Origin of the sequence: Clostridioides sp. ES-S-0123-01 (genome assembly GCF_020658415.1) — a bacterium.
Classification (GTDB): domain Bacteria; phylum Bacillota; class Clostridia; order Peptostreptococcales; family Peptostreptococcaceae; genus Clostridioides.
The window spans coordinates 349,478-375,854 of sequence record NZ_JACVWD010000001.1 but is presented as its reverse complement, the minus strand read 5'-3'; the positions used below and the strand labels follow the sequence as shown (position 1 = coordinate 375,854).

The following is a 26,377-nucleotide window of genomic DNA, read 5'->3' as shown; positions in this document are numbered from 1 at the left end:
GTAAAATTATAGAATAATATGTGTAAGTATTAAAATTGCAATTTTGTATATAACACATTGCTTGATTGTAATAATCTCAAGGCATATTCATCCATCCTATATCCAGTTTTATAGTAGATATGTTTAATTCCAGATTGAATTATGGCCTTAGTACAATTTAAACAAGGAAAATGGGTTACATAAATAGAACAATCTTTAACTGATATGCCTTCTTTAGCACAATAGTAAAGGGCATTTTGTTCGGCATGAATGGTTCTAATACAATGACCATCTTTCATCTCATGACCAACTTCACTACAGTGATTATCTCCAGATATACTACCATTGTATCCAGTAGATACGATTCTGTTTTCTGAGTTAACAATTATAGCTCCAACATAAGCTCTGTCACAAGTACCTCTTTCAGCTACTGTCTCACATAATCTCATAAAATACTCTTGCCATGAACATCTATTTTCAAGTTTACTTTCCAAACTAAATACCTCCAAATCTTATCTTTAATATATAAGATTTATACCTCAAAAATAGTATTAAAAACAAATTTGTTTTATAGCTAAAAATATAAAAGATAAAATAAATTTTAAATTGTTTTTTTAATAATTAAATCTTATTTCATTAAACTTTTTATAAAATTTTCATCATAAAATATGAAAACTGTCTTAATAAAATCAAGACAGTTTTTTATAATCAAAATTTATAACACAAGTTCATATTTTTCTTTAAACTCTTTTACAGCTTCAGGCCATGCCTTTTGTTCTGTAATACCTTTTTCTTTGGCTATTTTAATTGCAATTTCTCTTATCATTGCAGCTCCTTCTAATATTCCCATTTTCAATCTCCCTTCAAGTATCTTTTTGTACAGAATATAAATAGTGCTGAAATTTCTTACATATTACATCTACTACAATATCTATACAACATATAACTTATGAATTCCTTTTATTTTTATGCGCCTTTAACCGACATATAATTATATGCATTAAGCCTTAAAATTATGAATTTGATGATAATTATTTTTTATCTTTTATATACAATTGTGTAAGTTGCAAAATAGGGTAATCAGTATTTTAATTGTTCTATTACTTTATAATATACTCAATAAAAAATAAGATTGTATGATACATCTCCAGATATTATGGAAAGATGAATTGTACTATTGGATTTATGTAATAAAATCAGTAAATATCTAACTTATTTTACTGATTTTATACACTAAAAACTGTAGGTAAATTTGCTTTATGTTTCTCACAAATATTCCTACAGTTTCACATATTAAAGTTATATAGTTATAATTTTTTAATTGTACAATTCTAGTATTTCTAGAAAATTATCCTATAAATACTAGAATGATTAAAATTTACTAAATAATATTTTTTATTTATCTAGAATTATATATTTTTTCAATAATGTTAACTATAGCATACATTGCCCATGCACAAACAGCTAACACGAATACACCCATCATTACTAAATCTAACTTAAATACTTGACTGCCATAAACTATCAAGTATCCTATTCCATATCTTGATACTAAAAATTCTCCTACTATAACACCTACCCAAGCCATACCAATATTAATCTTAGTTAAGTTTATTAAATTTCCTGTATTTGCGGGTAATATAAGTTTAAATAGGATTTGTGATTTGCTAGCTCCAAAACTCTTTAACATCTTAATTTTTTCTTCATCTATATTCATAAAGTAATTATAGGCCGAAAGTATGGTAACAACAACGGAAATAGTTACAGCTGTTACTACAATTCCTTCTATTCCAGCACCAACCCAAACTATAATTATAGGAGCCAAAGCAGTCTTAGGAAGAGCATTTAAAACTACCAAAAATGGGTCTAATATTTTTGATAATTTTTCTGACCACCAAAGAGCAATAGCTACTAAAATACCTAAAACAGTTCCTATAACAAGACCAAGAACTGTTTCATATACAGATACTCCAATATGTTTAAATAGTTGGCCACTAGATGCATATTGAATAAACAAGTTGTAAATATCACTTGGTTTGCTGAATAGAAAAGTATTTATAACGTTTAAATCAGCTAAAATCTCCCAAATTATAATAAAGCCAATTAAAATTAATAGTTGATAAAATAATACATTTCTTTTTTCTCTTTTTACACCTTTAATATAGTTTATATATCCTTCAGATCTTTTATTAAGCCTCATGTGTATCTAGCTCCTTCCATAAGATGTCGAAATACTTTTGAAAATCGGGAACTTTACGTGTTTTGAGAGGCGTTTTTGTTCCATCCATATTAAGTTCAATATCATAAATATTTTTTATAGTAGCTGGTCTTTTAGATAGTATTGCAACTTTATCTGATATGCTTATTGCTTCACCAATATCATGTGTAACTAAAATAGTAGACTTATTTTCATTTTTAATAATACTATAAACATCATCACAAACCAACAGTCTAGTTTGATAGTCAAGAGCTGAAAAAGGTTCATCTAAAAGTAAAACATCTGGATTTACAGAAAGTGTCCTAATAAGAGCAACTCTTTGTCTCATACCACCAGATAATTCTTTAGGATACATACTTCTGAAATCCCATAGTCCATAAGTCTTTAAAAGCTCTTCAACTCTATCTAAAGATTTTTTATCTTTTTTCCCTTGAATTTCCAAACCAATAGTTATATTATCCATTATATTTCTCCATTCAAGCAGATTGTCTTTTTGAAACATATATCCAATATTTCCAGTAATCTTTACATCACCACTAGTTGGTTTTAAAAGATTAGTAAGAATATTTAAAATTGTAGATTTTCCGCTTCCAGAAGGACCGAGTAATGTTAGTATTTCACCTTCTTTTAAATTAAAATTGACATCCTTTAATACTTCAAGCTCGCCTTCCTTAGTGTAGAAGTTCATATTGATATTTTTAACTTCTACTATGTTGTCATTCATTATGCCACCCCCTATAACTTTTAGCTCGTATATATTATGTTATTAACATTACAACCTATTTGTACCATTTTTCATAAATATAATATAAATATTTTGTTTATTTACGTATTTTCTTAGTAACTTGTACGTATAAATTATAGATAAATAAATTATAAGGTAGGGGATAAAATTGAGTAACATAATAACTAATTTGATAGAGTCAATATTTACTAATCCAATAACTATATTATTTTTACTTGCAATAACTGTGTATTCTATTTTTAAAATTATGGAAAACAACAAGTTGTATTTGTTTGTAAGTTCAAAACTAGAAGAAATCAACCAAGACTATAAAACGAGTGTATTTTATAGCAAAATAAGGAATGATTACTATACATATAGTAAAGAAAATTCTTATGCTGATGTAAATATAACTTCGTTTGTAGAAGAAGTTGTATCAGATTTAAAATATAATAACTTACCGATATTAGAAAAAATTAGGAGCATAAAAAATTCATCTTCAATAAGTATATTACTTGGAGTTTTAGGTACATTTGTTGGGCTTTCTACAATGCTTTTATGTGTTGATACTAAAGATATTATAAATTCACTTCCTTCGACTATTAGTAGCATGCAAACTGCATTTACAACTAGTATATTTGGAGTGGTGTTTTCTCTAATTATAGGCTATTTTACAAAGATAAAAGACTGTGAACATGTTTTGATACAAATAATGTTAAAAGCTGAGAATCTACTGACTTCTGAGGTAACTCATATTAAATCAGAAAGAATGGATTTAAAAGTAGAGGAGGTAAAAAATACAATAAAACAAATAAGCAAGTCTATAGAAGCTATTGAAAAATTTGATAAAATATCTAAAGACTTAAATGATTTTAATGACGAATTTATTAGTGGAATAGAAGCTTTAAAAAGTCTTTTAGAAGGCTCTCAAAGTTCTATTAAGACATTTGACCAAAGTGTAAGAAAATTAGATAAACAGTTTAATATTTTAAATGTAAAATTTGTAAAACTGTTTGATAAGTATGATAATCAAGATAATATAAATAAGGAAATTTTATTTGATATAAAAGAATCCTCAAAAAATATATATAATTCCACTGAAAGCCAACATAAAATTAAAGATTATATAAGAAATATAAATGCAGGATTTGCTTTATATGAAAGAAGTGCTCAAGATTTGTTAACTAAATTAATGACTCATGAAAACAAAATATCTCAAAATCAAAAAATTCTTTTAGACGAAAAATATACTCTAGACGATTCAATTAAGAATCTTTCAAGTATTATTGAGAACTTTTCTAATGACTTACAAGCCAAACTAGATATAATGTTTGAGAACTCTTTAGACATTCAAGATAAGCTAGATGTTATGTTTAATAACTCCTTCATGCAAGACGAAGTTCCTCTTGATAGTGAAGACTTATTTGAAAGTAATATTGATAGTATATTTAATCCTTTAAGTGAAGAAATTTATGAGATAGAAAAGAAAGAAATAAAGGTCATAGGTGAGGATGAGTTAAATGAATAATAAATATAGAAGAACTGTTAACAGAGAATTTGAAAAGAGTAGTTTCTGGCCAACATTTACAGATTTATTATCCACTGTGTTGATGGTTGTAATTCTTATATTATTTAGTTCAGAAAGTATCTCAGGTTCAGTTGAACAGGATTTAGCTAAAAATGTGAATGCTTCTGTTGAAGATACCTTTAAAAAAAGTGGTATACCTGTGAAAGTGGATAAGGCTAATGGTCAAGTAACTTTTGGTGAAAGGACAATGTTTGATGTAGATAGTGATGTCTTGAAACCAGAGGCTAAAGAGATGTTAAAAATGTTTGTTCCAAAGTACATAGAAACTATTTATAAAGATTATGGCGACTATATATCTAAAATAGTTATAGAAGGCCATACAGACGATGTAGGAAGCTATATCTATAACTTAGATTTATCACAAAGAAGGGCATATAGCGTTGCTAAATTTATAGTAGGAGATGAAATAGGTAATTATAAATATAAAGATAAGGTAACTAAACATATTATTGCAATAGGTAGGTCAAAAGCTGAACTCTTAAAAAACGGAGATAATAGTGTAAATAGAGATGCATCTAGAAGAGTAGAGCTAAAATATGAAATAAATATTAATCAAAATAAATAGTTAAAAAATTATAAAAAAAAAGAAGGCAGTTGGTGTGAGCTTTAAGCCTTCTTTAAGGAAAAAGTTTATTTATTTTTGTTGATATTTAATATATTATAGTTTTTGGAAGAATTTTGCAATATTTTAAACATAAATGGGCGTTTAAAATGCATAACTGGGTACTACTGATGTAAAATAATTCATTTTATATAATATAAAACTTATAAGGTGTCAATTTTCTATGTTATTGCTTTATAAATTATTATTTAAATATTATGTAAAAAAACATCGTAAAAACTCATATCATGTTACAATTAATTAGTAAAAGGGTAATAACTAGAATTAGTTATTACCCTTTTACTGCTGATTAAAAAATTTAGATTTAATCATTTTTTATTAACTGGTAGCCAAAACATATTCCTGAACCGCCAGCTTTTTTAATTTGATACATTGCCTGATCTGCTTTATTAATTAATTCTTCAGCATTATTTCCATCTTCTGGATAGCAAGCTATACCAACACTAGTATTACAATATATAGAACCATTTTTTAAATTCCATGGGTTTTTAAACCTTTCATGTATAAAACTTACTAAATTACGTATGTTATTTTTTGTAATGTCACCACCAATTACAGCAACAAATTCATCTCCACCATTTCTATAAACTGAATTTTTAAGAAGTGGAATTGATGAGAAGAATTCCCCCAATTTTATAAGAAACTCGTCACCAGCATCATGCCCATAATTATCATTAATTACTTTAAAACCATCAATATCGAAAAAGATTACATACCCTTGCTCATCTTCTTTAGCATTGTCAATTCTATTTTTACATTCTTCAATAAGCATTCTTCGGTTTGGAAGACCTGTTAATACATCATAATTTGCCATATATTCAATTAATTCTTCATTCTTTTTATTATCAGTTATATCTGCACTACTAACAAGATGAGCAAGACGACCATCAATCCATCTGAAAGCTGTACTAAATACTCTAAACCATGCTCCATCAAAAGGTCTTTGATAATTCCAGGTATGTACTCCTGTAATGTTGCCGTTTTCATCAATAAGATTTTCTTGTGGGCAAAACTCACAATGAGATGTCTGCCCAGGGAAAAGAACCTGCCAGCATTTCTGACCCAAAAATTGAGATATCCCACCATAAGGTTCAGCCATTGACTTGTTTACATATATAATATCATATGTATAAAAATCAATGACATAAATATCTATGCCTGTATTATTTATTATGCTTTCAAGTGCAGTCTGTGTGAAGAAAACTTTATTTCTATGTATTCTTACACTTAAATACTTTTCAAGTAGTGAAAGGACAATACATAGTGTATTAAGTTCAGAATCAGAAAAATCTATTTTCCTAGATGTAGTATTTAAAAATAAAATAAAGCCATAATTATTAAAATTCTCATCTATCACAGATATTCCAATCAAAGATTCTGCATGAAAAATATTCATAAAATCAATCTCACATGGTTTATAATTTTTATTTTTATCTAAATAAATTATTTTCTGATGAGCTAATTGCTTTTGAAAATCCGATTCAATTTCATATGCATTGAAACTATTACATAATTTTATGTCACTCAAACTGTAATTCTCAATTAAATTAAAATGATTATATTGGTCTACTTCATATACTAGAGCACATTCAAACGAAAAACTATTACATATAAGTTCAAGCGATTTAGTGACTTTTTTTGTATCTATTTGTTTTCCAATAATTATATCAGCTAATGCTAGAATGAGTGTATAATGTGAATTATCTTTCATTTTTACCTCCTGAGTAAAAATTCTGTCAATAACTCATCCTTTAGCTAGGTTTGAAATGGGAATTTCTTTCCTCAAATATAGGTTATGATAGTTAAACTGACAGTTATCAAAATCTAGAAATATATTTTTATATTACTAAGAATAGCTTATTTAGCTATTTTCTCTTGGTTAATACATATATTATAGTATATTTTTCCAATGGATTAAAGCTTAAAAATCCTTTATTTTGTAATTTATCATCATTACTATTATATTAAATATTATTACTTAAAAATATATAAAAAGTTAATAAATTATATTATTAAAATAAAAAAAGTTGAGATATTATTGTTTTATTATTAATACAAGATAAATTAACTGTATAGGATAAATATTGATATCAAATGGCTAATTATGATAGAATAAGTCGGTAGATGACATAAAGTATTGTAAAAATGGAGGAGTAAGTTATGATAGAAGGTAATATAAAAAACAAAAGAAATTGTAAAATTAAAGCTTTGGTATTTTTATTGATAATTTCTATATCTATTTATTTAACTGGATGTAGTAGTGCAACAGACAGTGAAAATAATCAATCAAATAACCAAGAAACTTTATCTAGTAGTATATCAAATGATAAAAATATAAAAATTCATTTTATTAATACTGGAAATAGTGATGCAATATTAATTCAAGAGGGCAAAACTTTTACGTTGATAGATGGGGGAGATAACGATGATGAGAATTTAATGGTAGACTACCTAAATAATCAAGGGGTAAAAGATATTAAGTATCTTATAGCTACTCATTCTCATGCAGACCATCTAGGGGGACTTGATTCTGTTGTAAAAAATTTCAATATAGAAAATGTTTTTGTATCAAATGGTTCAGCAGAAACAAAGAGTTACAGAGATTTTATAAATGCTTTAGCAAATAAGGATTTATCTCCAAGTGTACCTCTTGAAAATAAAAAGTTTTATCTTGAAGACTCCTATTTTGAAGTTCTAAATACAAATGGAGGAGATACTACTAATGAACAATCACTAGTACTTGCATATACTAATGGTAACGATAAAGCCTTATTTACAGGTGATGCTGAGGAAGGTACAGAAAAAGAAATACTATCAAAACTTGGAGAAGTAGACCTTTTAAAAGTAGCTCATCATGGTTCTCGTAGTAGTTCATCTCAGGCTTTTTTAAATAAAGTAAACCCTGAATATGCAGTAATTTTAGTTGGGAAAGGTAATTCATATGGTCATCCACATGAGGAAACAATGAACAAATTAAAAAAGATGGGTGTAAAAGTACATAGAAGTGACGAATGTTCAGATATAGTATTTGAATCTACAGGTGATGGAGTTTTTACAAGCTGTAAAGATGGAAGTTACAAAAAGGGTGTTAGAGAAGATGGAAACTACGAAAATTTAAATAACAATACAGACAAAAATGAATCCTTAAATAAGGAACAAAATGTATCAAATTCGTCAAAAACAGTGTATTTTACTCCAAAAGGGAAGAGTTATCACTCAACTAAAAATTGTAGTGGGCTTTCAAGAAGTAAAAAAATATTATCAGGTACAATTGCAGAAAGTAAGAAAAATGACCCATGTGATATATGTTATGGAAAGCAATAGTTAAAATATCAATAGCTAAAGTATGAGAAATAATAAATAAAAAGCATTAAATATTATAAAAAAGTAAATGCATATAAAAATAAGCTATTCCGAACAGATAAAATAAAGAAATTAAGATATATTTTATCTATTAAATAGCTTATTTTTTTGATATTCTTTAATAGTTATTTTATAACTCTAAATACACCAGTTACAATACCTACAATTTCAACTTCTGAGTCTTTAAGCATAATTGGTTCCATAAAATCATTTTCTGGTTGAAGTCTTATAGAGTTTCCTTCTTTAAAGAATCTCTTGACCGTCGCAGATTCACCATTTATAAGTGCAACCACTATCTGAGAATTTAAGGCTGTATTTTTTTTGTCTACTACAACGTAATCTTCATCTAAAATTCCTGCATTAATCATACTTTCGCCTTTTACTTTTAATACAAAATTATTACTGCCCTTTACTAAACTGGCAGGGAATGGAATATATTCCTCTATGTTTTGTTGAGCTAAAATGGGTTCTCCAGCTGTTATTTGACCTACTAAAGGAAGTTCTATTATTTCCTGGTTAGCTCCAGAAACATCATTGACTTTACTACGCTCTAAAACTTCAATAGCTCTTGGTTTAGTAGGGTCTTTTCTTATGTATCCCAGTTTTTCAAGTTTATTTAGATGAGAGTGCACAGTTGAAGTAGATCGTAACCCTACAGCAGTACATATTTCTCTTACAGCAGGTGGATAGCCTTTTAATATGATTTGAGATTTTATAAATTCCAGTATTAAAACTTGCTTTTCAGTTAGATCTAAATACATAACATCACTCATTTCCAAACATATTTTGTTTTTATTTCCATACATTTATATTTTTAATTATAACATAATCCATTTATATCTGCAAACATTTGTTCCTGATTTTTAATCATCTTCAATCCATTCAAAATTCTTAACTATATCACGTTTTACATTTTTTTTATGTGCGGCATAAAGTTGAGTAGTCGTGACATTATCATGGTCGAGTAAATTTTGAACATCATATATAGAAAATCCTGTTTGAATCAGAGAAGTTGCAGCAGTTGCTCTTAATTTATGAGGGCTATATCCATTATCTCTAGTTGTATCTAATGGAATAGAGGTATATTTTTTTACAAGTGTTCTTATAGCTTTTGCTGTAATCCTCTTATTTTGAAGAGATAAGAACAATGCATCTTTAACTTCATCATCTAGTAAGTCATCTCTTGTTCTCTCATTTTGTAAATAATCTTTTATTACATGTTCACAAGTATGATTTATAGGCATTAAGACTTCTTTTCCACGTTTTCTATATATTTTAAATTCACCTCTTGAAAAATTAAAAGAGGAGATATTAAGTTCTCTGAGTTCATTTAATCTAAGCCCATATGTAACAAATAGAGCTAATATAGCCTTATCACGTAATCTAGTTTTTTTCCAATAAACTTTTTCTTTTTCAGTAAGACCTTCACCTGTTTCTACTGACTCTAACATTTTTGCAACTTCATCTATTTCAAGACGCTTGATAGCATCTGGTTGTGGTTTAGGTAGCTTTATTGGATTAAATCCATCAGTTATGTTACTATCTATTTGAGAATTTCTATATAAAAATTTAAATAGAGTAGAGATGGATGATTTTTTTCTTGCCAGAGCTCTATTGTTATTTTCAAAAATCAATGTATTTTTCTCTGTATTTTTATAATATCTACTGCAATAATCACCTAAAAATAAGTTTATATCTCTTGATTTTATCATGTTAAAATCACTTTCTGTAATGTCCTTTATACAATCTGCACTTGTTAATTCCTTTGTCTCAATCATGTATAAACAGAAAAACTTTATATCTTCTAAATAAGCAAGTCGTGTAGAGACAGCAACAGAACCTTTTAGATATATAAAATAATCTTTCATAAATGCAGGAAGTTTATTTTCCAAAAGTAGACATTTTTCTATAAGTTCGTTTTCTTTGATGACAATATTATCAGGTTTATCAGACTTATTATGTACTTTTATAATTTTCTTATCATTATTCAAATTTAAACCTCCTAAAATTAAAATATGAATATTTGTAAGTTATTTTTATTAATAACAATGTAGCTATGTTAGCATAAATATTTAATTTAATCAATTAATGTATTTTTTAAGAGATTAGTAGTACTCTAATTGGTTTTTGCACTAACTATTCCCTAAATCCACATTTAAAGACTAGTTGAATTCAAATGCTCTTTTTAAATTTCTCAATATATACTTAATAAGTATTTACTAAAATATATCGAGAAATTTTATGTTTTATTAAACTCTCTTTCAATTTTGAATTTTACTATCTTTTCAATGAAAGTAAAATAGTATAAGATTTAATATCTTAATTAAAATTTTTAAATGGACTTACCAAACTAAAAATATAAGATATTATGAGAGTTACTATTGAAAAAATAACACCTATTGTCATAAAAAAACTTATAAATATATTGTACTTTACTATTAAATTAGAAATATTTAAGCTATTAAGCCCAAATAAGTATATGATTAAACTAATTGCAAATATAATTATAACTATAAAACTCAAACCCTTTAAACTGCTTTTTAAATCGGCACTACTAAGTGACATATGAGTGGAAATTGAATACATTAAAAACATAAATATAAAATATCTTAATGAATATATATCAGGCGTTAACAATATTATTTTTACAAAATTAAAAATATCATCTAAAATAATCTGTGTAAAACCTGCTATATTAAAGTTATTAATCATACTTACATATAACTTTAAATCTATGCTTTGTATTATTTTAATATAGCTATCTGGTAATAGTATTCTAAAAAGTAAAATAATTATCATTGTTCCACCTATAATTGGAGCGATTCCTATAAAAAAATTTCCTATACTCTGATAAATATTATCTTTTTTATAGCTATGATTTACATATCCTAATACTCCATCATTTTTACTTTCAATTGGTCTAAAGAATTTTACTGAATTTATTTTATGCATAAAAATCAAACACATTATTAAATGACTCAATTCATGTACAAAAGTTCCTATAGCTCCAGTTACAATGACACCAGTTTTTCCAAAAGATAAAAAGATATATTTATTATTTAAATTTTCTATAATACTAAAAATCAATCCAAATACAATAAATATTCCTATAAAACAAAAGATATTTATTATACTTATTTTAAAAATCTCAACTATATGAATCATAAACTATGACCTCGCATTTAAGTATTCAACTACTCTATCTCATATCCATTACAGTTTAAAATTTTACAAGCATTTTTTATATCTTTTTCTTTGATTAAAATATAATCTGTATCATATGTAGAAATTGCAAATATACTTATTTTATTATCAGCTAATAACCCACTTATCTTAGATAAAATTCCTATAAGTGAAAAATCTAAAGGGCCTAAGATTTTAAGTATTCTCCATTCTTTTTCTGACTTAATATCAGAAGGAATATTGTTATTTGAACATACAATGCTCAATTCATCATCAGTTTTAGTTATAGAGTAAAATTTTTCTGTATCTATCCATGTTGGTATTTTACTGTTATTATTTAATCTACATACTGCATATTCTTCTAAAAATAGTTTTAATTTCATAATATACATCTCCTTCAAACTTATTTGTTTAATTAAGATTATACATTAAAATTTATATAAAATAAAATATATCGAAGTAAAAAAGGTTCACTACAGGACATCATTTCCATAGTCAACCTTTAAAACTTGATTAAATTCTAACAAAAAGATATATTATCTAGGTTCAATTATAAGTTTGATGGCAGTTTTCTTATCACCTTCGATTTCTATATCAGTAAATGCGGGAATACACACTAAGTCCATTCCACTAGGTGCAACAAATCCTCTTGCTATTGCAATTGATTTTATTGCTTGATTTAGAGCTCCAGCTCCTATAGCTTGTATTTCTGCAATACCTCGCTCTCTCAGTACTCCAGCCAAAGCTCCAGCTACAGAATTAGGATTAGATTTTGATGAAACTTTTAGTACTTCCATTTCAACATCTCCTTGTTAATTTGTTAAAGTATCCATTACCTAAAGTACTAAATCACAATTGCCATTTACTAATTACAATCATCATTTAAAGTATACTTTTATAAAAATATACTTCTATAATAGATTTAAGAAAACCTTTATTTTTTAAAACCATTTTATAATGAAAAATCTACAAATTTCTTTATATTCTATAAGCATTTTCCAATATTTCTAAATTTATTATACCTTTGAGACATTATTTCTTCTTTAGGCATATCTTTATAATGATTTAATCTTTCTAAAATATAAGACTTCATTTCCTTTGAAACAGCTTCTACATCTTTTTGTGCACCACCAAGAGGTTCTTTTATAATCTTATCTATTATTTTTAAATCATATAAATCATTACTTGTAAGTTTCATGACATCACAAGCTTCCTTTGCTTTAGATGAATCTTTAAATAAGATACTCGAAAGACCTTCAGGTGAAATTACAGAATAAACTGAGTGTTCTAACATACACACATCATTGCCTACTCCAATTCCTAAAGCTCCTCCACTACCACCTTCACCAATTACAAAGGTAATTACTGGAACAGAAAGTTTACTCATTTCAAGTAAGTTTCTTGCAATAGCTTCTCCTTGTCCTCTTTCTTCTGCCTCTAGACCACAAAATGCTCCTGATGTATCAATAAATGTCACTATCGGTCTGTCAAATTTTTCAGCTTGCTTCATAAGTCTTAACGCTTTTCTATATCCTTCTGGATGAGGCATACCAAAGTTTCTTTTTATATTTTCTTTAGTATCTCTTCCCTTTTGGTGACCAACTATAGTAACATTGAATTTTCCTATTTGCCCTATTCCTCCAACTATAGAAGGGTCATCTTTATAAAGCCTATCTCCATGAAGCTCTAAAAAATTAGAACAAATATGTTCTATGTATTCCAAAGTTGTAGGTCTTTTTATATCTCTACTTAATACTACCTTTTCATATGGTGATAGATGTGAAAAGGCATCTTCTCTAAGCTTTGCTAATTTTTCATTAAGGGAATTTATTTTATCACTTAAATCTATGTTATTTGCCTCAGAAATAGCTATTAATTGTTTAATATCATTTTCCAAGACTTTTATTTTATCATTATTATTTTCAATCAAAACAGTTCCTCCTTTATGCCCTATTTCTTGTGCATAGCAAGAATTTGATACAATACTTCCTTCATTTTTCTTCTATCTACTATCATGTCAATAAAACCTTTTTCAAGTAAAAACTCAGAAGTTTGAAATCCTTCAGGAAGTTTTTGATTTATTGTTTGTTCTATTACTCTTGGTCCTGCAAAACCGATTAATGTATTTGGTTCAGAAATTATAATATCTCCAAGCATAGCAAAACTAGCAGTTACGCCTCCAGTAGTAGGGTCAGTTAAAACTGATATATATGGTAATGACTTTTCTTCAAGCTTAGCAAGTGCCTGAGAAGTCTTTGCCATTTGCATAAGAGATACCATACCTTCTTGCATTCTAGCTCCTCCTGAAGCAGAACAAATAATTATAGGTAAATTGTTTTTGGCAGCATATTCTATTGAGTAAGTTATTTTTTCTCCAACAATAGAACCCATGCTTCCCATCATAAAATCAGGATTCATTACACAAATAACTGTTTTAATTCCATTTAATCTTCCATAACCTGTGACAACAGCTTCTGACTCATTCGTTTTTTCCTTATAAGAGTCTACTTTTTCTTTATATTTAGGAAAGTTTAATGGATTTTGAAATTCTATATCAGAATTAAATTCCATAAAAGTCCCTTTATCAATCAATAAATTTATTCTATTTCGAACTCTTAAACCATAATGTCTTGAGCATTTTGGACATACAAATGAATTTTCTTCTATGTCTTTTCTAAATACATGACTATTACATCCTTTGCAATAAGTCCAAAATTTATCATCTACACTATTCTTTTTAAAGTTGTCATCTAAAGAAATCGTAACATACTTAGATTCTTTTGATGATAAAAATTTTTTTATCATAATCTATTTACTCCTTATAATGTAGCAAATTCTTTCTTCATAAAGACATCTTCTATAAATTTGGTATGATGAGTATCTTTTCTAAACTCTTCACTTGTTACAAGTGCCTTTTGGAATTCTACATTTGTATTAATACCTTCTACAATAATTTCATCTAGAGCTCTATAAATTCTATTTATACATTCTTCTCTAGTCTCAGCCCAACATATTAATTTACCTATCATAGAATCATATAAAGGTGGTATAGTATATCCTGTATATACAAAAGTATCAAATCTAACGCCAAAACCTCCAGGTAAATTTAATGACTCTATTTTACCTGGTGATGGAGCAAAATTATTTGATGAATCTTCCGCATTTATTCTACACTCAATAGCATGACCTCTAAAAACAACATCTTCTTGTTTAAAAGGTATCTCTTCTCCATTAGCTATAGATATTTGAAGTTTTATAAGGTCAAGATTTGTTACCATCTCTGTGACTGGATGTTCAACTTGTATTCTTGTATTCATCTCTATAAAATAAAAGTTTTTATCTTTATCAACTATAAATTCAATAGTACCAGCACCAATATACCCTACACCTTTTACTATATCCACTGCAATTTTATGAAGATTTATTCTTTCTTCATCTGAAAGGTATGGACTTAAAGACTCTTCTATTACTTTTTGATTTCTTCTTTGCATAGAACAATCTCTATCACCTAAATGTATTGCATTTAAATGTTTATCACCAAATACTTGTACTTCTATATGTCTAGGATTTTCTATGAATTTTTCCATATATAAATCACTATTAGAAAATGCTGCTAAAGCTTCTGAACTTGCCATATCAAAATTTGAAAAAAGCTCTTCTTCCTTTCTAACGATTCTCATACCTTTTCCACCGCCTCCACTTGAGGCTTTTATCATAACAGGATAGCCAATTTCTCTTGCAACTTCTAAAGCTTCTTCCTTAGTTTTTAAAACAGACTCTGAACCAGGAACAACAGGGATATTTAATTCCATCATAGTTTCTCTCGCTCTAGATTTATCTCCCATCAAAATCATTTGTTCTCTTGTTGGACCTATAAAAATAATATTATTCTCTTCACATTGTTTTGCAAATTCAGGGTTTTCTGATAAAAAGCCAAAACCTGGATGAATAGCATCACATTTTAATTTAAGAGCAAGGTATATAATATTTTCTATGTTATTATAACTCTTGCTTATATTGTTTGGCCCTATGCAAATAGATTCATCAGCTATATATCTATGAAAACAATCTTTATCTATTTCAGAATAGATAGCGACAGTTTTTATACCTAGTTCTTTACATGTTCTGATGATTCTAACTGCTATATCACCTCTATTTGCAACTAGTATTTTTTTTATCAACTTAAATACCTCCTACTACAATGGTTTTATCTTAAATAAAGGTTGATTATATTCTACTAGTTCTTCATTATCAACTAATACTTCAATTATTTCACCTTTAATTTCACTTGTTATTTCATTCATTAGCTTCATTGCTTCTAATATACATAAAGTGTCACCTTCTTCAACTACATCGCCAACCTTGACAAAACCTTCTGCATCTGGACTTGGAGAATCATAGAATGTCCCCATCAAAGGAGCTACTACTATTGATAAATTCTCATTAGATACTACAGGTTCCTCGTTTACAAATGGCTTTTCTAAAGAAAGATCTACTACCGATTCTTGTTGTACACTTAAAACAGGTGAGCTTGTAACCTCAGTTTTTTTAGATGCTTCTAATTTAAAATCACTACTTTCAAGCTTTACATATTCTAAGTTAGTTGAGTCTATGACCTTTAATAATTCCTTAATTTCATTGATGTTCATGTTGTTACCCCCTTGTATTATTACCTGGTGCTAATATTATATCATAAAAAGCAAAGTTATAAAAGAAAAAGTGCTGACTATAGAATCAACACATTCAGATATATTTTAATTTTAAATTAACAACCAGTAAATTCTTTTGTTTTAATTTTCCATTATTAATATAAATTATAAGTATAAAATGAATAAAATTCAATATGTTTTGCAAAATACAATAAAATACAAATTAATACCTCGGGAATTTTTAAGACAAATACCAAAATTATGCAATTTAGACTTCGCTTTCTTTCATATTAGTATCATTTTCTTTGTTTTTATATAGTATATCTTTTAATTTAGTGATTAAAATACTACTATATAAGTTAAAAGTCATTAAAATTGCAGGAATTATAAAATAAAATCTAGCACCAATAAATCCAAAAACTACTGTAACAAGTATCAATCGTTTATTTAAAGTAAAAAATGGTATATCAAAAATACTTTTATCAGATGTATCTGGAGTATAAGAACGTATAATTCCAAAAACCAAAGTTAGCATACAAAGTGGAAGTAATACATAGCTTGAAATTATTCCTAAAAATCCTATACTTTCAAAGTAACTGCTAGCACTATTTGTATAAACAAACATATATCCATTTAAATAAGCACATATACATGATATAATACCAAAAGTTCCTCCTAAGGATTGAGTGTACCAATTAAAAAATTTAGATTCCATATACCTCGCCTCCTAAAACTGTATATATAATGATATGCATTTAAATAATGAAATATATCTTTATACACTCATGAACAAAATTTTATTAATTTTAATAATTTATATTTAAGAAATGCAAAGTATAGTGTAGTATATATTAATGTAGATAAAGTTTTATAGAACTTAATTAAATTATCTTATATGGATTTAGTACAAGTTTAAAAGGTTATATTAGGGTTTTATATTTGATTAAGCTGAAAAATTTATTATAAATGAAGGGATGTTTTCGCTTTGGTAGATACATTAGAGTTTGGTCTTAAAGTTTTATTTTTTATATTATCGATAATTTGGATGGGAAAAATAATGATTTTAAGAACTGATAAGCAAATAGTAATTAATCCTTTGCTTATTGGTATATCTGCAGTACTTGTGATGTTGCATACCTCACAAAGTAATATTGAGTTTTTTGGACTAGATGTTCAGTATATAAGAATATTTTTGTATATAGTATATTCATTGATAATTTTAATAGGGATATGGGCTACGAACAAAAGAAATGGGATTTTTTAGATAGTCTATTTATAGGTATCTAAAGGTTGCTAGTAACAAAACATTAATATTAGTGCCTTGTTACTAGCAACCTTTGTTTTGATTTAATATTAAAATTAAAAATATAATAATTAAATAAGTTGTATAAATATACACTTTATTTTATGTTATTTTACATTTACAGTGATTAAAACTTCTTGCGATGTATTTAAATCATCTTTGTCATTTAGTATAACTTTCACTACTGCTTGCCCTTTATTATTACCCTTAACAATCATATCTTTACATGAAAGTATACTCTTATCACTTACAGATACCACAAAGTTTAAATCTTTCGGAAGGCTATTAGTTACTTCCCAATATTTGTAATAACTATCAATTTTCTTTGTAACTATTTTTCTCAAATCAATACTCTCGCCTTTTGATATGTCAATATTATGGTATTTAGAATCTAATTTATATTGATTATCTTTTGTATCAATAAAATTCAAATCACAATTTACATCTACACCATTATTTGAAAGAGAATTAACTGTATTATCATTAATTAGATAATTATTTGCAAGATTAATTGAGTCCATATCTTTTAGACCGAGTATTTCTCTAGGAAGTTCCTTTATGTTATTGTTCCAAAAAATAAAATTGTCTATGTTTTCAAGATATGATATACCTTTTAAATTTGAAATATTTTCTCCAGTTGCATAAAATTCACCATCCAAAGCCTTTATATTACTTATAGTCATTTCATCTGGATTTACATATCGTTTTACAACTGCTCTCAGGTTAGCATCAGGAAAAATATCTTTAAGTTGGTTTTCACTTAAAATCTTATCGTTTGAATTTATTGGATTTAAAGCCGTCGCAGAAATAAGAAATGGTATTAAATTAGCTAAATTCATAGCACCCTCCCACATAAAACAAAATTTTTTACATAGTAAATTAATTTCTATGAGAGGGCTCTGTTTCCTTGTTATATATGCCTACTTTCGTACACTTTATTAATATAAATTAGCATAAATTTCTACTATTAAACTTATAAACATATTACTAGTTACGTTTTTTAGCTTCACATCTAAATATTCGCATTCCTTGTGACATAAATTTATCCTCATACTCTGTTGTAACATTATTTTTATACTCACTACTGCTTAAATCAAGAGAAATGTTCTTTAAGAGCCAATTATTTGCAGCAATTTCATTTAAACTAAACTCGAATAATTTTTCATTATCTGTTTTGAAATGAATTTCTCCATTATCTTCTAAAATATTATTATACATCTCTAAAAATCCAGAATGAGTAAGTCTTCTTTTACTCCATCTATTTTTTGGCCATGGGTCACAAAAATTTATATAAATCCTAGATAATTCTTTAGATTCAAAATAATTTAGAATATTGCTTACATCAGCCCATAAAAATAATATATTATTTAAATTAGAAACATCAGCTTTTTCAACAGCCTTTAAAAGTACTTCTTCCTTTAATTCCATAGCAATATAGTTTATATCAGGATTTTGCTTGGCCAAGGTTGTAATAAATTGACCTTTTCCAGTTCCAAATTCAACATGTATTGGATTATCATTTCCAAACTTTATACTCCATTTGCCCTTTAACTTGTCTATATCTTCTCTTAAGACATATTCTGTATAACTTAAAAGTTTTTCATCTGCACCTTTTTTTCGTCTTCTTCTCACAATAAATTCTCCTTACATATAAAAATTAGTAAAATACATTTTTTATTATACATTATCTTACTTAAAAATAAAAAGAACTCTCTTAGAATAGAAAATTATTTCTATCAAAGAGAGTTCTCAATATACTAAAAAATCAATTCTAGTGGCACCCTGAACAACCAGAGCATCCTCCTCCACCTTGATCTTTCATATTTTCAGGAATTACTCTAAATCCAAATCCTGTATCTTCTATAATTATATCTCCATATTGACTATATTCATCAGAGCTCATCACAAATTGTAATTCTCCGACTTCATAAGTTAAGTCATCTTCTTTTTTCTCATCTAAAGCTAATCCAAAAGAAGGACCTCCACAACCAACACCTGCAAAGTATACTCTTACATTGTTAGGTTTATCTTGATTGTCTTTTAAGATACTTTTTAAAGTATCAATAGCTGTTTCTGGTAAAGTAATTTTCATCAAATCATTCCCTTTCAAGTATTTTATTAAAACAATATCTATTATATACCCATATAACGTATATAATCAATTAGTTTTTGTATATTTTGCCAAAACTTCTACCAATTATTACTTAAACTTTTAAATATTTTATTGTCTTAAATAAATACCCTAATAATATGTTTAATAAACAATAAATAAAATAATTTACATAGAGTATAATTTTTTATTCATTGTCTTAATATTATAACACATTTAACATAGTCTAATTCATATATATAAAAATTATACAATCTAAAAAGACTTGAAATCTTTAAGAATATTTAAAATTATTATGTAAAAATTACCAAAATATATCCATTAATTATTCTGCTATTACACCATCTAGAACTGTAATAATACGATTACTACTTCCAGCAGCTTCAGGTGAATGAGTCACCATAATTATTGTTTGACTACTTTCTTGATTTATTTTACGGAGTAATTGCATTATTTCTGCTCCTGTCTTACTGTCTAAGTTTCCAGTAGGTTCATCAGCAAATAAAATCTCTGGTTTTCCTATTAATGCACGTGCTATTGCAACACGTTGTTGTTGACCACCTGACAACTTACGTGGAATATGTTTACGTTTATCTGATAATCCAACAATTTCCAAAATATCGTTTAATTGATTTTTGTAATCATTCATTTTTTTCCCATCTAGTAATAGAGGTAGCATAATATTTTCTTCAACATTTAAATTAGGTATTAAATTATAAAATTGGAATACAAACCCTATATTTCTACGACGTATTATACTCATCTTATCGTCATTGAAATGTGATATATCTGTTCCATTCATATATACCTTTCCACTTGTTGGAGTATCTAGACCACCTAAAATATATAAAAGAGTACTCTTGCCAGAACCAGATTGTCCCATAATAGAAACGAACTCACCTTTCATCACCTGTAAAGATATATCTTTTAAAACTTTAGTAGTTGTATTATCAACTTTAAATTCTTTAATAATATTTTTTGCTTCTATTGCTATACTTTTATAGCTTGCTTTCATGTGTTATCCTCCATTTTTATTCAAATTTAATTTCTTCTACTAATTTCATTTTCTTTCCTTTTATAATTGGTACTACTGAACCTATTAATGTTACCGTAATACCTAACATTCCAACAAAAATGAATGTTTTAAAATCTAAATTTGGTGTCATTGAAATCTTTGGTCCTGCAACTATGAAAATCGTCTGAATTTCTAACATAGATATTAATACTCCAATAACAGCACCAAATAAACCTGATGTAACTCCTTCAATTAAAGTCATTTTAATATTCTGTTTATCACTTTGTCCTACAGATTTATACATAGCTATAGAACATCGCTTTTGAATATAGTTTATCAATAGATTATTAATTATACCTACTGTAGCAAGCAGTAAAATAAAATAGGTCATATTATTCATAGGAGATAAAAAGCTATTTATCGTATTTAAAGAGTCATTGTTGAATTCCTTAACAGTACGACTCCAATTAGATGTATCTCCAAATAAATCTCTTATTTGAATCATAATCACATCTGGATTGACTGCTGTGTACGCTAAAAATCCATATGTAGTTTTACCGAAATCACTAACTGCATAACGAGATGGTATAACAGCTTCTACATCATTTGCGCGAGATTTAAAACTTCCAACTATTGTGTAAAAAACCTCTTTATCACCATTAGATACAATTATTTTATCCCCTACAGAGAAACTTGTTTTTTTAAGTGTATCTTCATTTAAAATAATAGAGCGTTCTTTTTCAAAAGATTTAATTGCTACTTCCTTCATATGAGAATTAGTATAATTTATTGCAAACATAGAACTATATGATTTTATATTATCAGTTGCTTCTACTCTTGAAAATTTTATACTGTCACAAGATATTTCATTGTTCATAACTTTTATACTGTCACAAGATATTTCATTGTTCATAACATAGATAGGTAAAACTTTTTTAATTCCATCCATGTGTTTAACATTTTCAATAAATTCTTGATTCATCTCTCCATCTGCGAATCCCTGTAACTTAGCATCACGAAATACATCGCCTATATATGTCTTGACAAAACTTCCTACAACACTTATTGCAATTACAGCAGAAATACTTATAAATAGTAATGTAATATTTTGTGTGATATTTTTATTATTTTTCATATTTCTGGCAGCTAATTTACCTTCATTTCCCAAAATCTTTTCATAAATAAATTCAAATACTGTAGACATAGTATCAGTAAAAATAGGAATTAGAATAATGGTAGATACAATCAGTCCTAATAACGAAAATCCTCCAGCTAAATACAAAGTATTTTCAGTTGTTATCCTTGGAAGTAGAATAGATAAAAAAAGTACTATAAAGCCTATACAAAATATAGTACGATTTGAAATATTCTTTTCTTCCACCGTTCCCAAAACAACATCTTTTATTGATAACTTACTAGTCTTTTTTATAGGTATATATGAACTAAGTAGAGAAACAATTATCGCTACTACAAAAGAAGAAATAATTACTATTGGAGATATTACTGTTGGAATTGATATACCTTGTTCAAGAGAATTACCAAGACCATGAAGCATAAAATTTAAAACAACTATACCAATCGGAATTCCAAGTAACCCTCCAACACTTCCATACAATATACTTTCAAACAGTAAAATATTAGTTACTGTTTTTTTATTAGCACCAATACTTCGAAATGTTCCAATGATTGGAAGACGCTCTAATGTAATTACCTTGTAACTACTATATATAATAAAAATACTCATAGTTAATGCAAAAAAACTTATTAGGAAAAATGGCATTGTTTTCTGTCTAGCATCTGCAATTATCTGAGTTTCATTTACAGTATTTGATACTTTATATTCTTCAGTTGGAATTTTTTCTGATAATTCATTTATCAAATTTTCTGTTGTTATGTCACTTTTCGGCTCTATCAAAATTTTTGTATATCCACTTTCTTTATTTAAAATTTTAGATAGTGTGTCTTTAGGTATTAATGCATTTACCCCTCTTGTATGTCTCAAAAAGACTGTGTCATATGCAGCTATATCAGCCACTTCAAAGGTGTAAGGCTTACTATAAATTTGTAAAGTGATTAAATCACCTTTTTTAATTTTATATTTTGATGTGAAACGGTCTGGAAGAATAATTTTATCACCAGAAAAATCAGTGATATTATTTCCATTTACCAATCGTGGTTTATTAATTTTGTTTAGTCGTAGTAAATCTGCTGCTATAATATCGAATGATTCATAATATCCATCTTCATGATAAACAGCAGAGCTTTCTAATATTCCGACTTTTGATTTTATGGAATGTAAATCTGGTATATCTTCTAAACTAATTAATTTATTTGAACCTGTACCTTGAACAGCTATTGTTGCAGTCCCAGCCATACCTCTTGCCATTTTTCTCTGTGCACTTTCATAAGACAATCCAATTGAAAAGGAAACGAAAAGTAAAACTGTTGATAAAATTACGGATAGCAACATAACTGCTGTTCTTATTTTTCGTTCTTTAATATTTGTTAAGATATATTTTAATATAATTTTCAAATTTACACCTACTTTCTTGATTTAATGTAACTCTAAAGTTTCTTAATGCTAATTAATACTCCATAAATAAAGTCAGATAAAAAAGCTTTTACTTATGTAATGATAATCATAGAATTTTTTTATTTTCATTAAATTTCCTCCTAAAATTAAGTCTTCTCCTAAATAAGAAAAGGTTGATAACTACCATATAAATATGATAATTTATCAACCTTAATATATCTTTTATTTAACCTTATTTAACCTTAATTGATAGGAAAGGAAATATGAAATGTAGTTCCTAAAGATAAAATACTCTCAACCGATATAGTTCCTCTATGAAGCTCAATAATTTGCTTTGTTATTGCCAATCCCAAACCAGTTCCTTCTGTTTTTTGTTCTGTATTAGTGCCACGATAATAACGATTAAATAAATTTGATACTTCCTCCTCCGTCATTCCTTTCCCATTATCTAAAACAGTTATATTAATTTTATCATCTATCATTACATTCAGAGAAACTTTGGTATCTTGGCTTCCATGCATAAAAGCATTAATAATCAGATTACTAAATGCACGTTTTAGAAGTGTAGAATCAAAAGTAAATTTAATATTGTCAATGTTACTGTCAAATTCAATTATATTAGTTACATATTCTGGATAGTTCAAAATATCAATAGCTAACTCTTTCAAAAACCTTATCAAGTTGCTATTTTGCTTATTCAACGGAATGATACCATTTTCTAATTGATATGTTAACTTTAAATCGCTAATAAGTGTATTTGTATATTCTATATTCTTAAGCATGATAGAAGCATATTTATGTACTTGTTCATATGAAAGAATATTATCAGTGTCTACAAGTATCTCTGCATATCCTTTTATTGGCGAAAGGGGAGTTTTTAAATCGTGAGTTATATTTGAAATCCATTCTTCTCGTATAATATCTGTTTTCTTTTTCATTTCATCACTGATATGAATTTCTTCATTAAGAGTATTCAAACTATCATAGACATCAGCAAAAGCTCCTTTCGCTTTGGTTGGAAGATATGTTCTTTTTGCAATATCACTAACAGAAGACGTGATTCGTGAAATAAATTTTGTTATCCAATATCCATAGGCAATTCCAGAAATTAAAACTATTAAAAATATAATACCTATTATTGAAAGCACAATAGGTTTTCCACCTATAAATTTAGTCCCATCAAAAAACATTGTTACTTTAGAAATATTAAGTGGAAAGTGTATAATATAAATAAATTCATCCTCATTATTTTTAATAGTACTCAAGTATACAGTATCAGCATTTGAAGTATCTTTCTTGGCTAATTCCAATAACTCAGAATTAGAATAATGATTTTTATGATTTTTTGGTTCTGAAAATCCATAAACTCTATTTCCATAACTATCTAAGATTTGTATCCATAATTGATTTTCCCGAAGCTTTTCCAAACCAGATTGTTTTATTTGTGGTTTATTATCTATAAATATAATTTGCTCAGTAAAACTTTCCATAAAATTTTGAGGCCAGTCACTACGTATGCTTTTTCCATTTGGATGCTGGACATTAATAAGTGATAAGAAAATTCCTATTGCAGTTAAAGCCAGGCAGAAAAGCACTAAGAAAAAAATAATGTACGAGTAAAGTATTGTCCTGTATCCAGACTTACGCATTTAATCAACTCTTTTCCAAAACTTATATATTTGTGTTTTTTAACTATTTTTAAGGTAAATCTTCTTAAATATGATACTATCTTAAATTATATGTGTATAGTTTTATATTATCAAGTTATCTGTTATTTAATAAAGCACTGTAACAATATATAAAACAGTGATGATATATAAAACAGTTTAAAATTACTTATTAAATATTAAACTATCTAAATCTGAATACAAAATAATATGTGTATATTAATGAAAATAGAAAAGCATATCATAGAACCACTTTTATAGGGGATACTTTAATAAAAGAATTAAAAATTATAACATATAAAAATTTCCACTAAAAAATAATCGTGTTAGAAGAATGACAGAAAATCATGTACTTTGGAAATATTTCACAAATATTAAGAATAATAAAACACTTGAAATTGCTTATGTTAAGAAATTTTATATAATATAAACTGGTCAAATATGTTATAATATTAAATTGTGACAAGTTCATGGAGGTGTTTATATGAAAAAACAAAAGTCGCCAATTTTACTTGAAATGCTTGGGTTATTTTTTGGTTGTATATCAATGAGTATTGGTATAAATATGTTTTTAAAACCACATACAATTGCTCCTGGAGGGCTTAGTGGTCTATCTTTAGTATTAAATAAAGTTACAGGGCTTCCAGTATCAGCTATCATGTTAATCATAGGTGTTCCATTAGTAATACTTGCTTTCAGAATTATGGGTACAAAAAATTCATTAAAAACGTTATTTGGGACAATAGTATTCTCTGCTATAGTCCAATTGACAGACCCACTATCAAAATTGAGATTAACTGATGACTTACTACTATCAGCTATTGCAGGAGGAATTTTAGTTGGGATAGGTTTAGGAATAATGTTTAAATCAGATGCTTCTACTGGAGGAACAGATTTAATTGCACTTATACTTAGTAAAAAGTTTCCAGGGATAAAAGCTACAAAATTTATGTCTTGTTTAGATGGAATGGTCGTTATATCTTCTGGTATAGTAAATCGTAGTATAGAAACAGGCCTTTACTCTGGGATAGCACTTTGTGTCTTAATAAAAATAGCAGATATGATAATGGAAGGATTTGATCATTCAAAAGCATTTTTTATTATTTCTGAAGAACCTGAAAGTTTAAGACAAGCCATAACAAAAGAACTTGATAGAGGTCTTACTATTCTTGATGGTAAAGGTGGTTACACTAGAGAAAACAAGGAAGTACTACTTGTTGTAGTTTCTAAAAAGCAAGAACTTTATCTTAAGAGATTAGTTAAAAAGACTGACCCTACTGCATTTGTTATTGTTACAGATGTACATGAGGTTCTTGGAGAAGGATTTAAAAACTTAGAAAATTAATAAGTTGTTTTATAACTTTGTTTATATAGTTTTTAATAACTTATAGATGCCAAAATCATATCATATTAAAGTGTGAGT

General features: G+C 27.1%; 26 protein-coding genes. 5 read left to right on the top strand and 21 right to left on the bottom strand.

The genetic code is table 11. From position 1 onward, the window contains the following. Positions 1–29: 29 nt before the first annotated feature. From IC175_RS01640 to IC175_RS01630, 4 genes are all read right to left on the bottom strand, one after another. Positions 30–473, bottom strand: coding sequence for a deaminase (locus IC175_RS01640; RefSeq protein WP_227836233.1), 444 nt, complete (start codon positions 471–473; stop codon positions 30–32). Positions 474–694: 221 nt separating this feature from the next. Further along, a complete protein-coding gene (locus IC175_RS19340; RefSeq protein ID WP_009889851.1) occupies positions 695–829 on the bottom strand; it encodes a hypothetical protein in 135 nt (44 codons plus the stop codon). A gap of 549 nt (positions 830–1,378) precedes the next feature. Further along, the gene (locus IC175_RS01635; RefSeq protein WP_227435206.1) at positions 1,379–2,179 is read right to left on the bottom strand and encodes an ABC transporter permease; all 801 of its coding nucleotides are present in this window, start codon (positions 2,177–2,179) and stop codon (positions 1,379–1,381) included. Continuing rightward, positions 2,169–2,921 (bottom strand): ABC transporter ATP-binding protein, encoded by a 753-nt coding sequence (locus tag IC175_RS01630; RefSeq protein WP_227435204.1) that lies wholly within the window; start codon positions 2,919–2,921, stop codon positions 2,169–2,171. The genes IC175_RS01635 and IC175_RS01630 overlap by 11 nt, the downstream gene beginning before the upstream one ends. Positions 2,922–3,090: 169 nt before the next feature. On the opposite strand from IC175_RS01630, the gene IC175_RS01625 reads away from it, so the two are divergent. Beyond that, positions 3,091–4,449, top strand: coding sequence for a hypothetical protein (locus IC175_RS01625; RefSeq protein WP_227851034.1), 1,359 nt, complete (start codon positions 3,091–3,093; stop codon positions 4,447–4,449). Further along, positions 4,442–5,074 (top strand): OmpA family protein, encoded by a 633-nt coding sequence (locus IC175_RS01620; protein ID WP_227435201.1) that lies wholly within the window; start codon positions 4,442–4,444, stop codon positions 5,072–5,074. Before IC175_RS01625 ends, IC175_RS01620 begins: the two co-directional genes overlap by 8 nt. 361 nt (positions 5,075–5,435) lie before the next feature. Here the strand turns inward: IC175_RS01620 and IC175_RS01615 are convergent, their stop codons facing one another. Continuing rightward, on the bottom strand, positions 5,436–6,842 hold the full coding sequence (locus tag IC175_RS01615) for a sensor domain-containing diguanylate cyclase (RefSeq protein ID WP_227851033.1): 1,407 nt from the start codon (positions 6,840–6,842) through the stop codon (positions 5,436–5,438). A 449-nt stretch (positions 6,843–7,291) separates the two neighbouring features. On the opposite strand from IC175_RS01615, the gene IC175_RS01610 reads away from it, so the two are divergent. Beyond that, positions 7,292–8,455 (top strand): ComEC/Rec2 family competence protein, encoded by a 1,164-nt coding sequence (locus IC175_RS01610; RefSeq protein ID WP_227823933.1) that lies wholly within the window; start codon positions 7,292–7,294, stop codon positions 8,453–8,455. Between the two features lie 164 nt (positions 8,456–8,619). Here the strand turns inward: IC175_RS01610 and lexA are convergent, their stop codons facing one another. The 10 genes from lexA to IC175_RS01560 form a co-directional block, all read right to left on the bottom strand. After that, positions 8,620–9,255, bottom strand: coding sequence for a transcriptional repressor LexA (lexA, locus tag IC175_RS01605; protein WP_227435195.1), 636 nt, complete (start codon positions 9,253–9,255; stop codon positions 8,620–8,622). Positions 9,256–9,357: 102 nt separating this feature from the next. Beyond that, complete coding sequence (locus IC175_RS01600) at positions 9,358–10,485, bottom strand: tyrosine-type recombinase/integrase (RefSeq protein WP_227482655.1); 1,128 nt, start codon at positions 10,483–10,485, stop codon at positions 9,358–9,360. Between the two features lie 328 nt (positions 10,486–10,813). Further along, the gene (locus IC175_RS01595) at positions 10,814–11,659 is read right to left on the bottom strand and encodes a hypothetical protein (RefSeq protein ID WP_227823935.1); all 846 of its coding nucleotides are present in this window, start codon (positions 11,657–11,659) and stop codon (positions 10,814–10,816) included. A gap of 29 nt (positions 11,660–11,688) precedes the next feature. Continuing rightward, on the bottom strand, positions 11,689–12,060 hold the full coding sequence (locus IC175_RS01590; protein WP_227435185.1) for an ACT domain-containing protein: 372 nt from the start codon (positions 12,058–12,060) through the stop codon (positions 11,689–11,691). Between the two features lie 153 nt (positions 12,061–12,213). Next, a complete protein-coding gene (locus tag IC175_RS01585; RefSeq protein ID WP_003424039.1) occupies positions 12,214–12,474 on the bottom strand; it encodes a stage V sporulation protein S in 261 nt (86 codons plus the stop codon). 188 nt (positions 12,475–12,662) lie between these two features. Next, positions 12,663–13,607, bottom strand: coding sequence for an acetyl-CoA carboxylase carboxyltransferase subunit alpha (locus tag IC175_RS01580; RefSeq protein ID WP_227435182.1), 945 nt, complete (start codon positions 13,605–13,607; stop codon positions 12,663–12,665). Positions 13,608–13,627: 20 nt separating this feature from the next. Then, positions 13,628–14,482, bottom strand: a complete 855-nt coding sequence (accD, locus tag IC175_RS01575; RefSeq protein WP_227435179.1) for an acetyl-CoA carboxylase, carboxyltransferase subunit beta — start codon at positions 14,480–14,482, stop codon at positions 13,628–13,630. A gap of 14 nt (positions 14,483–14,496) precedes the next feature. Then, a complete protein-coding gene (gene accC, locus IC175_RS01570) occupies positions 14,497–15,858 on the bottom strand; it encodes an acetyl-CoA carboxylase biotin carboxylase subunit (protein WP_227851032.1) in 1,362 nt (453 codons plus the stop codon). Between the two features lie 15 nt (positions 15,859–15,873). Then, a complete protein-coding gene (gene accB, locus IC175_RS01565) occupies positions 15,874–16,326 on the bottom strand; it encodes an acetyl-CoA carboxylase biotin carboxyl carrier protein (RefSeq protein WP_227435173.1) in 453 nt (150 codons plus the stop codon). A gap of 268 nt (positions 16,327–16,594) precedes the next feature. Then, on the bottom strand, positions 16,595–17,041 hold the full coding sequence (locus IC175_RS01560) for a hypothetical protein (protein ID WP_227435171.1): 447 nt from the start codon (positions 17,039–17,041) through the stop codon (positions 16,595–16,597). Between the two features lie 270 nt (positions 17,042–17,311). On the opposite strand from IC175_RS01560, the gene IC175_RS01555 reads away from it, so the two are divergent. After that, a complete protein-coding gene (locus tag IC175_RS01555; RefSeq protein WP_227851031.1) occupies positions 17,312–17,590 on the top strand; it encodes a hypothetical protein in 279 nt (92 codons plus the stop codon). Between the two features lie 146 nt (positions 17,591–17,736). Here the strand turns inward: IC175_RS01555 and IC175_RS01550 are convergent, their stop codons facing one another. The 6 genes from IC175_RS01550 to IC175_RS01525 form a co-directional block, all read right to left on the bottom strand. Then, on the bottom strand, positions 17,737–18,468 hold the full coding sequence (locus IC175_RS01550) for a hypothetical protein (RefSeq protein WP_227830552.1): 732 nt from the start codon (positions 18,466–18,468) through the stop codon (positions 17,737–17,739). Between the two features lie 148 nt (positions 18,469–18,616). Further along, positions 18,617–19,261, bottom strand: coding sequence for a tRNA (guanosine(46)-N7)-methyltransferase TrmB (trmB, locus tag IC175_RS01545; protein WP_227851030.1), 645 nt, complete (start codon positions 19,259–19,261; stop codon positions 18,617–18,619). Positions 19,262–19,400: 139 nt separating this feature from the next. Continuing rightward, entirely contained in the window at positions 19,401–19,721 is a 321-nt protein-coding gene (locus IC175_RS01540) for a Fe-S cluster assembly protein HesB (RefSeq protein WP_227435162.1), read from the bottom strand. 343 nt (positions 19,722–20,064) lie between these two features. Then, positions 20,065–20,754, bottom strand: a complete 690-nt coding sequence (locus IC175_RS01535; RefSeq protein WP_227851029.1) for an ABC transporter ATP-binding protein — start codon at positions 20,752–20,754, stop codon at positions 20,065–20,067. 16 nt (positions 20,755–20,770) lie between these two features. Then, positions 20,771–23,287: an FtsX-like permease family protein gene (locus tag IC175_RS01530; RefSeq protein WP_227851028.1), complete on the bottom strand. Its 2,517-nt coding sequence runs from the start codon at positions 23,285–23,287 to the stop codon at positions 20,771–20,773. 242 nt (positions 23,288–23,529) lie between these two features. Then, entirely contained in the window at positions 23,530–24,936 is a 1,407-nt protein-coding gene (locus IC175_RS01525; protein ID WP_227851027.1) for a sensor histidine kinase, read from the bottom strand. 502 nt (positions 24,937–25,438) lie between these two features. Here IC175_RS01525 and IC175_RS01520 point away from each other — a divergent pair. Continuing rightward, positions 25,439–26,299 (top strand): YitT family protein, encoded by an 861-nt coding sequence (locus tag IC175_RS01520; protein ID WP_227830556.1) that lies wholly within the window; start codon positions 25,439–25,441, stop codon positions 26,297–26,299. Positions 26,300–26,377: the final 78 nt, after the last annotated feature.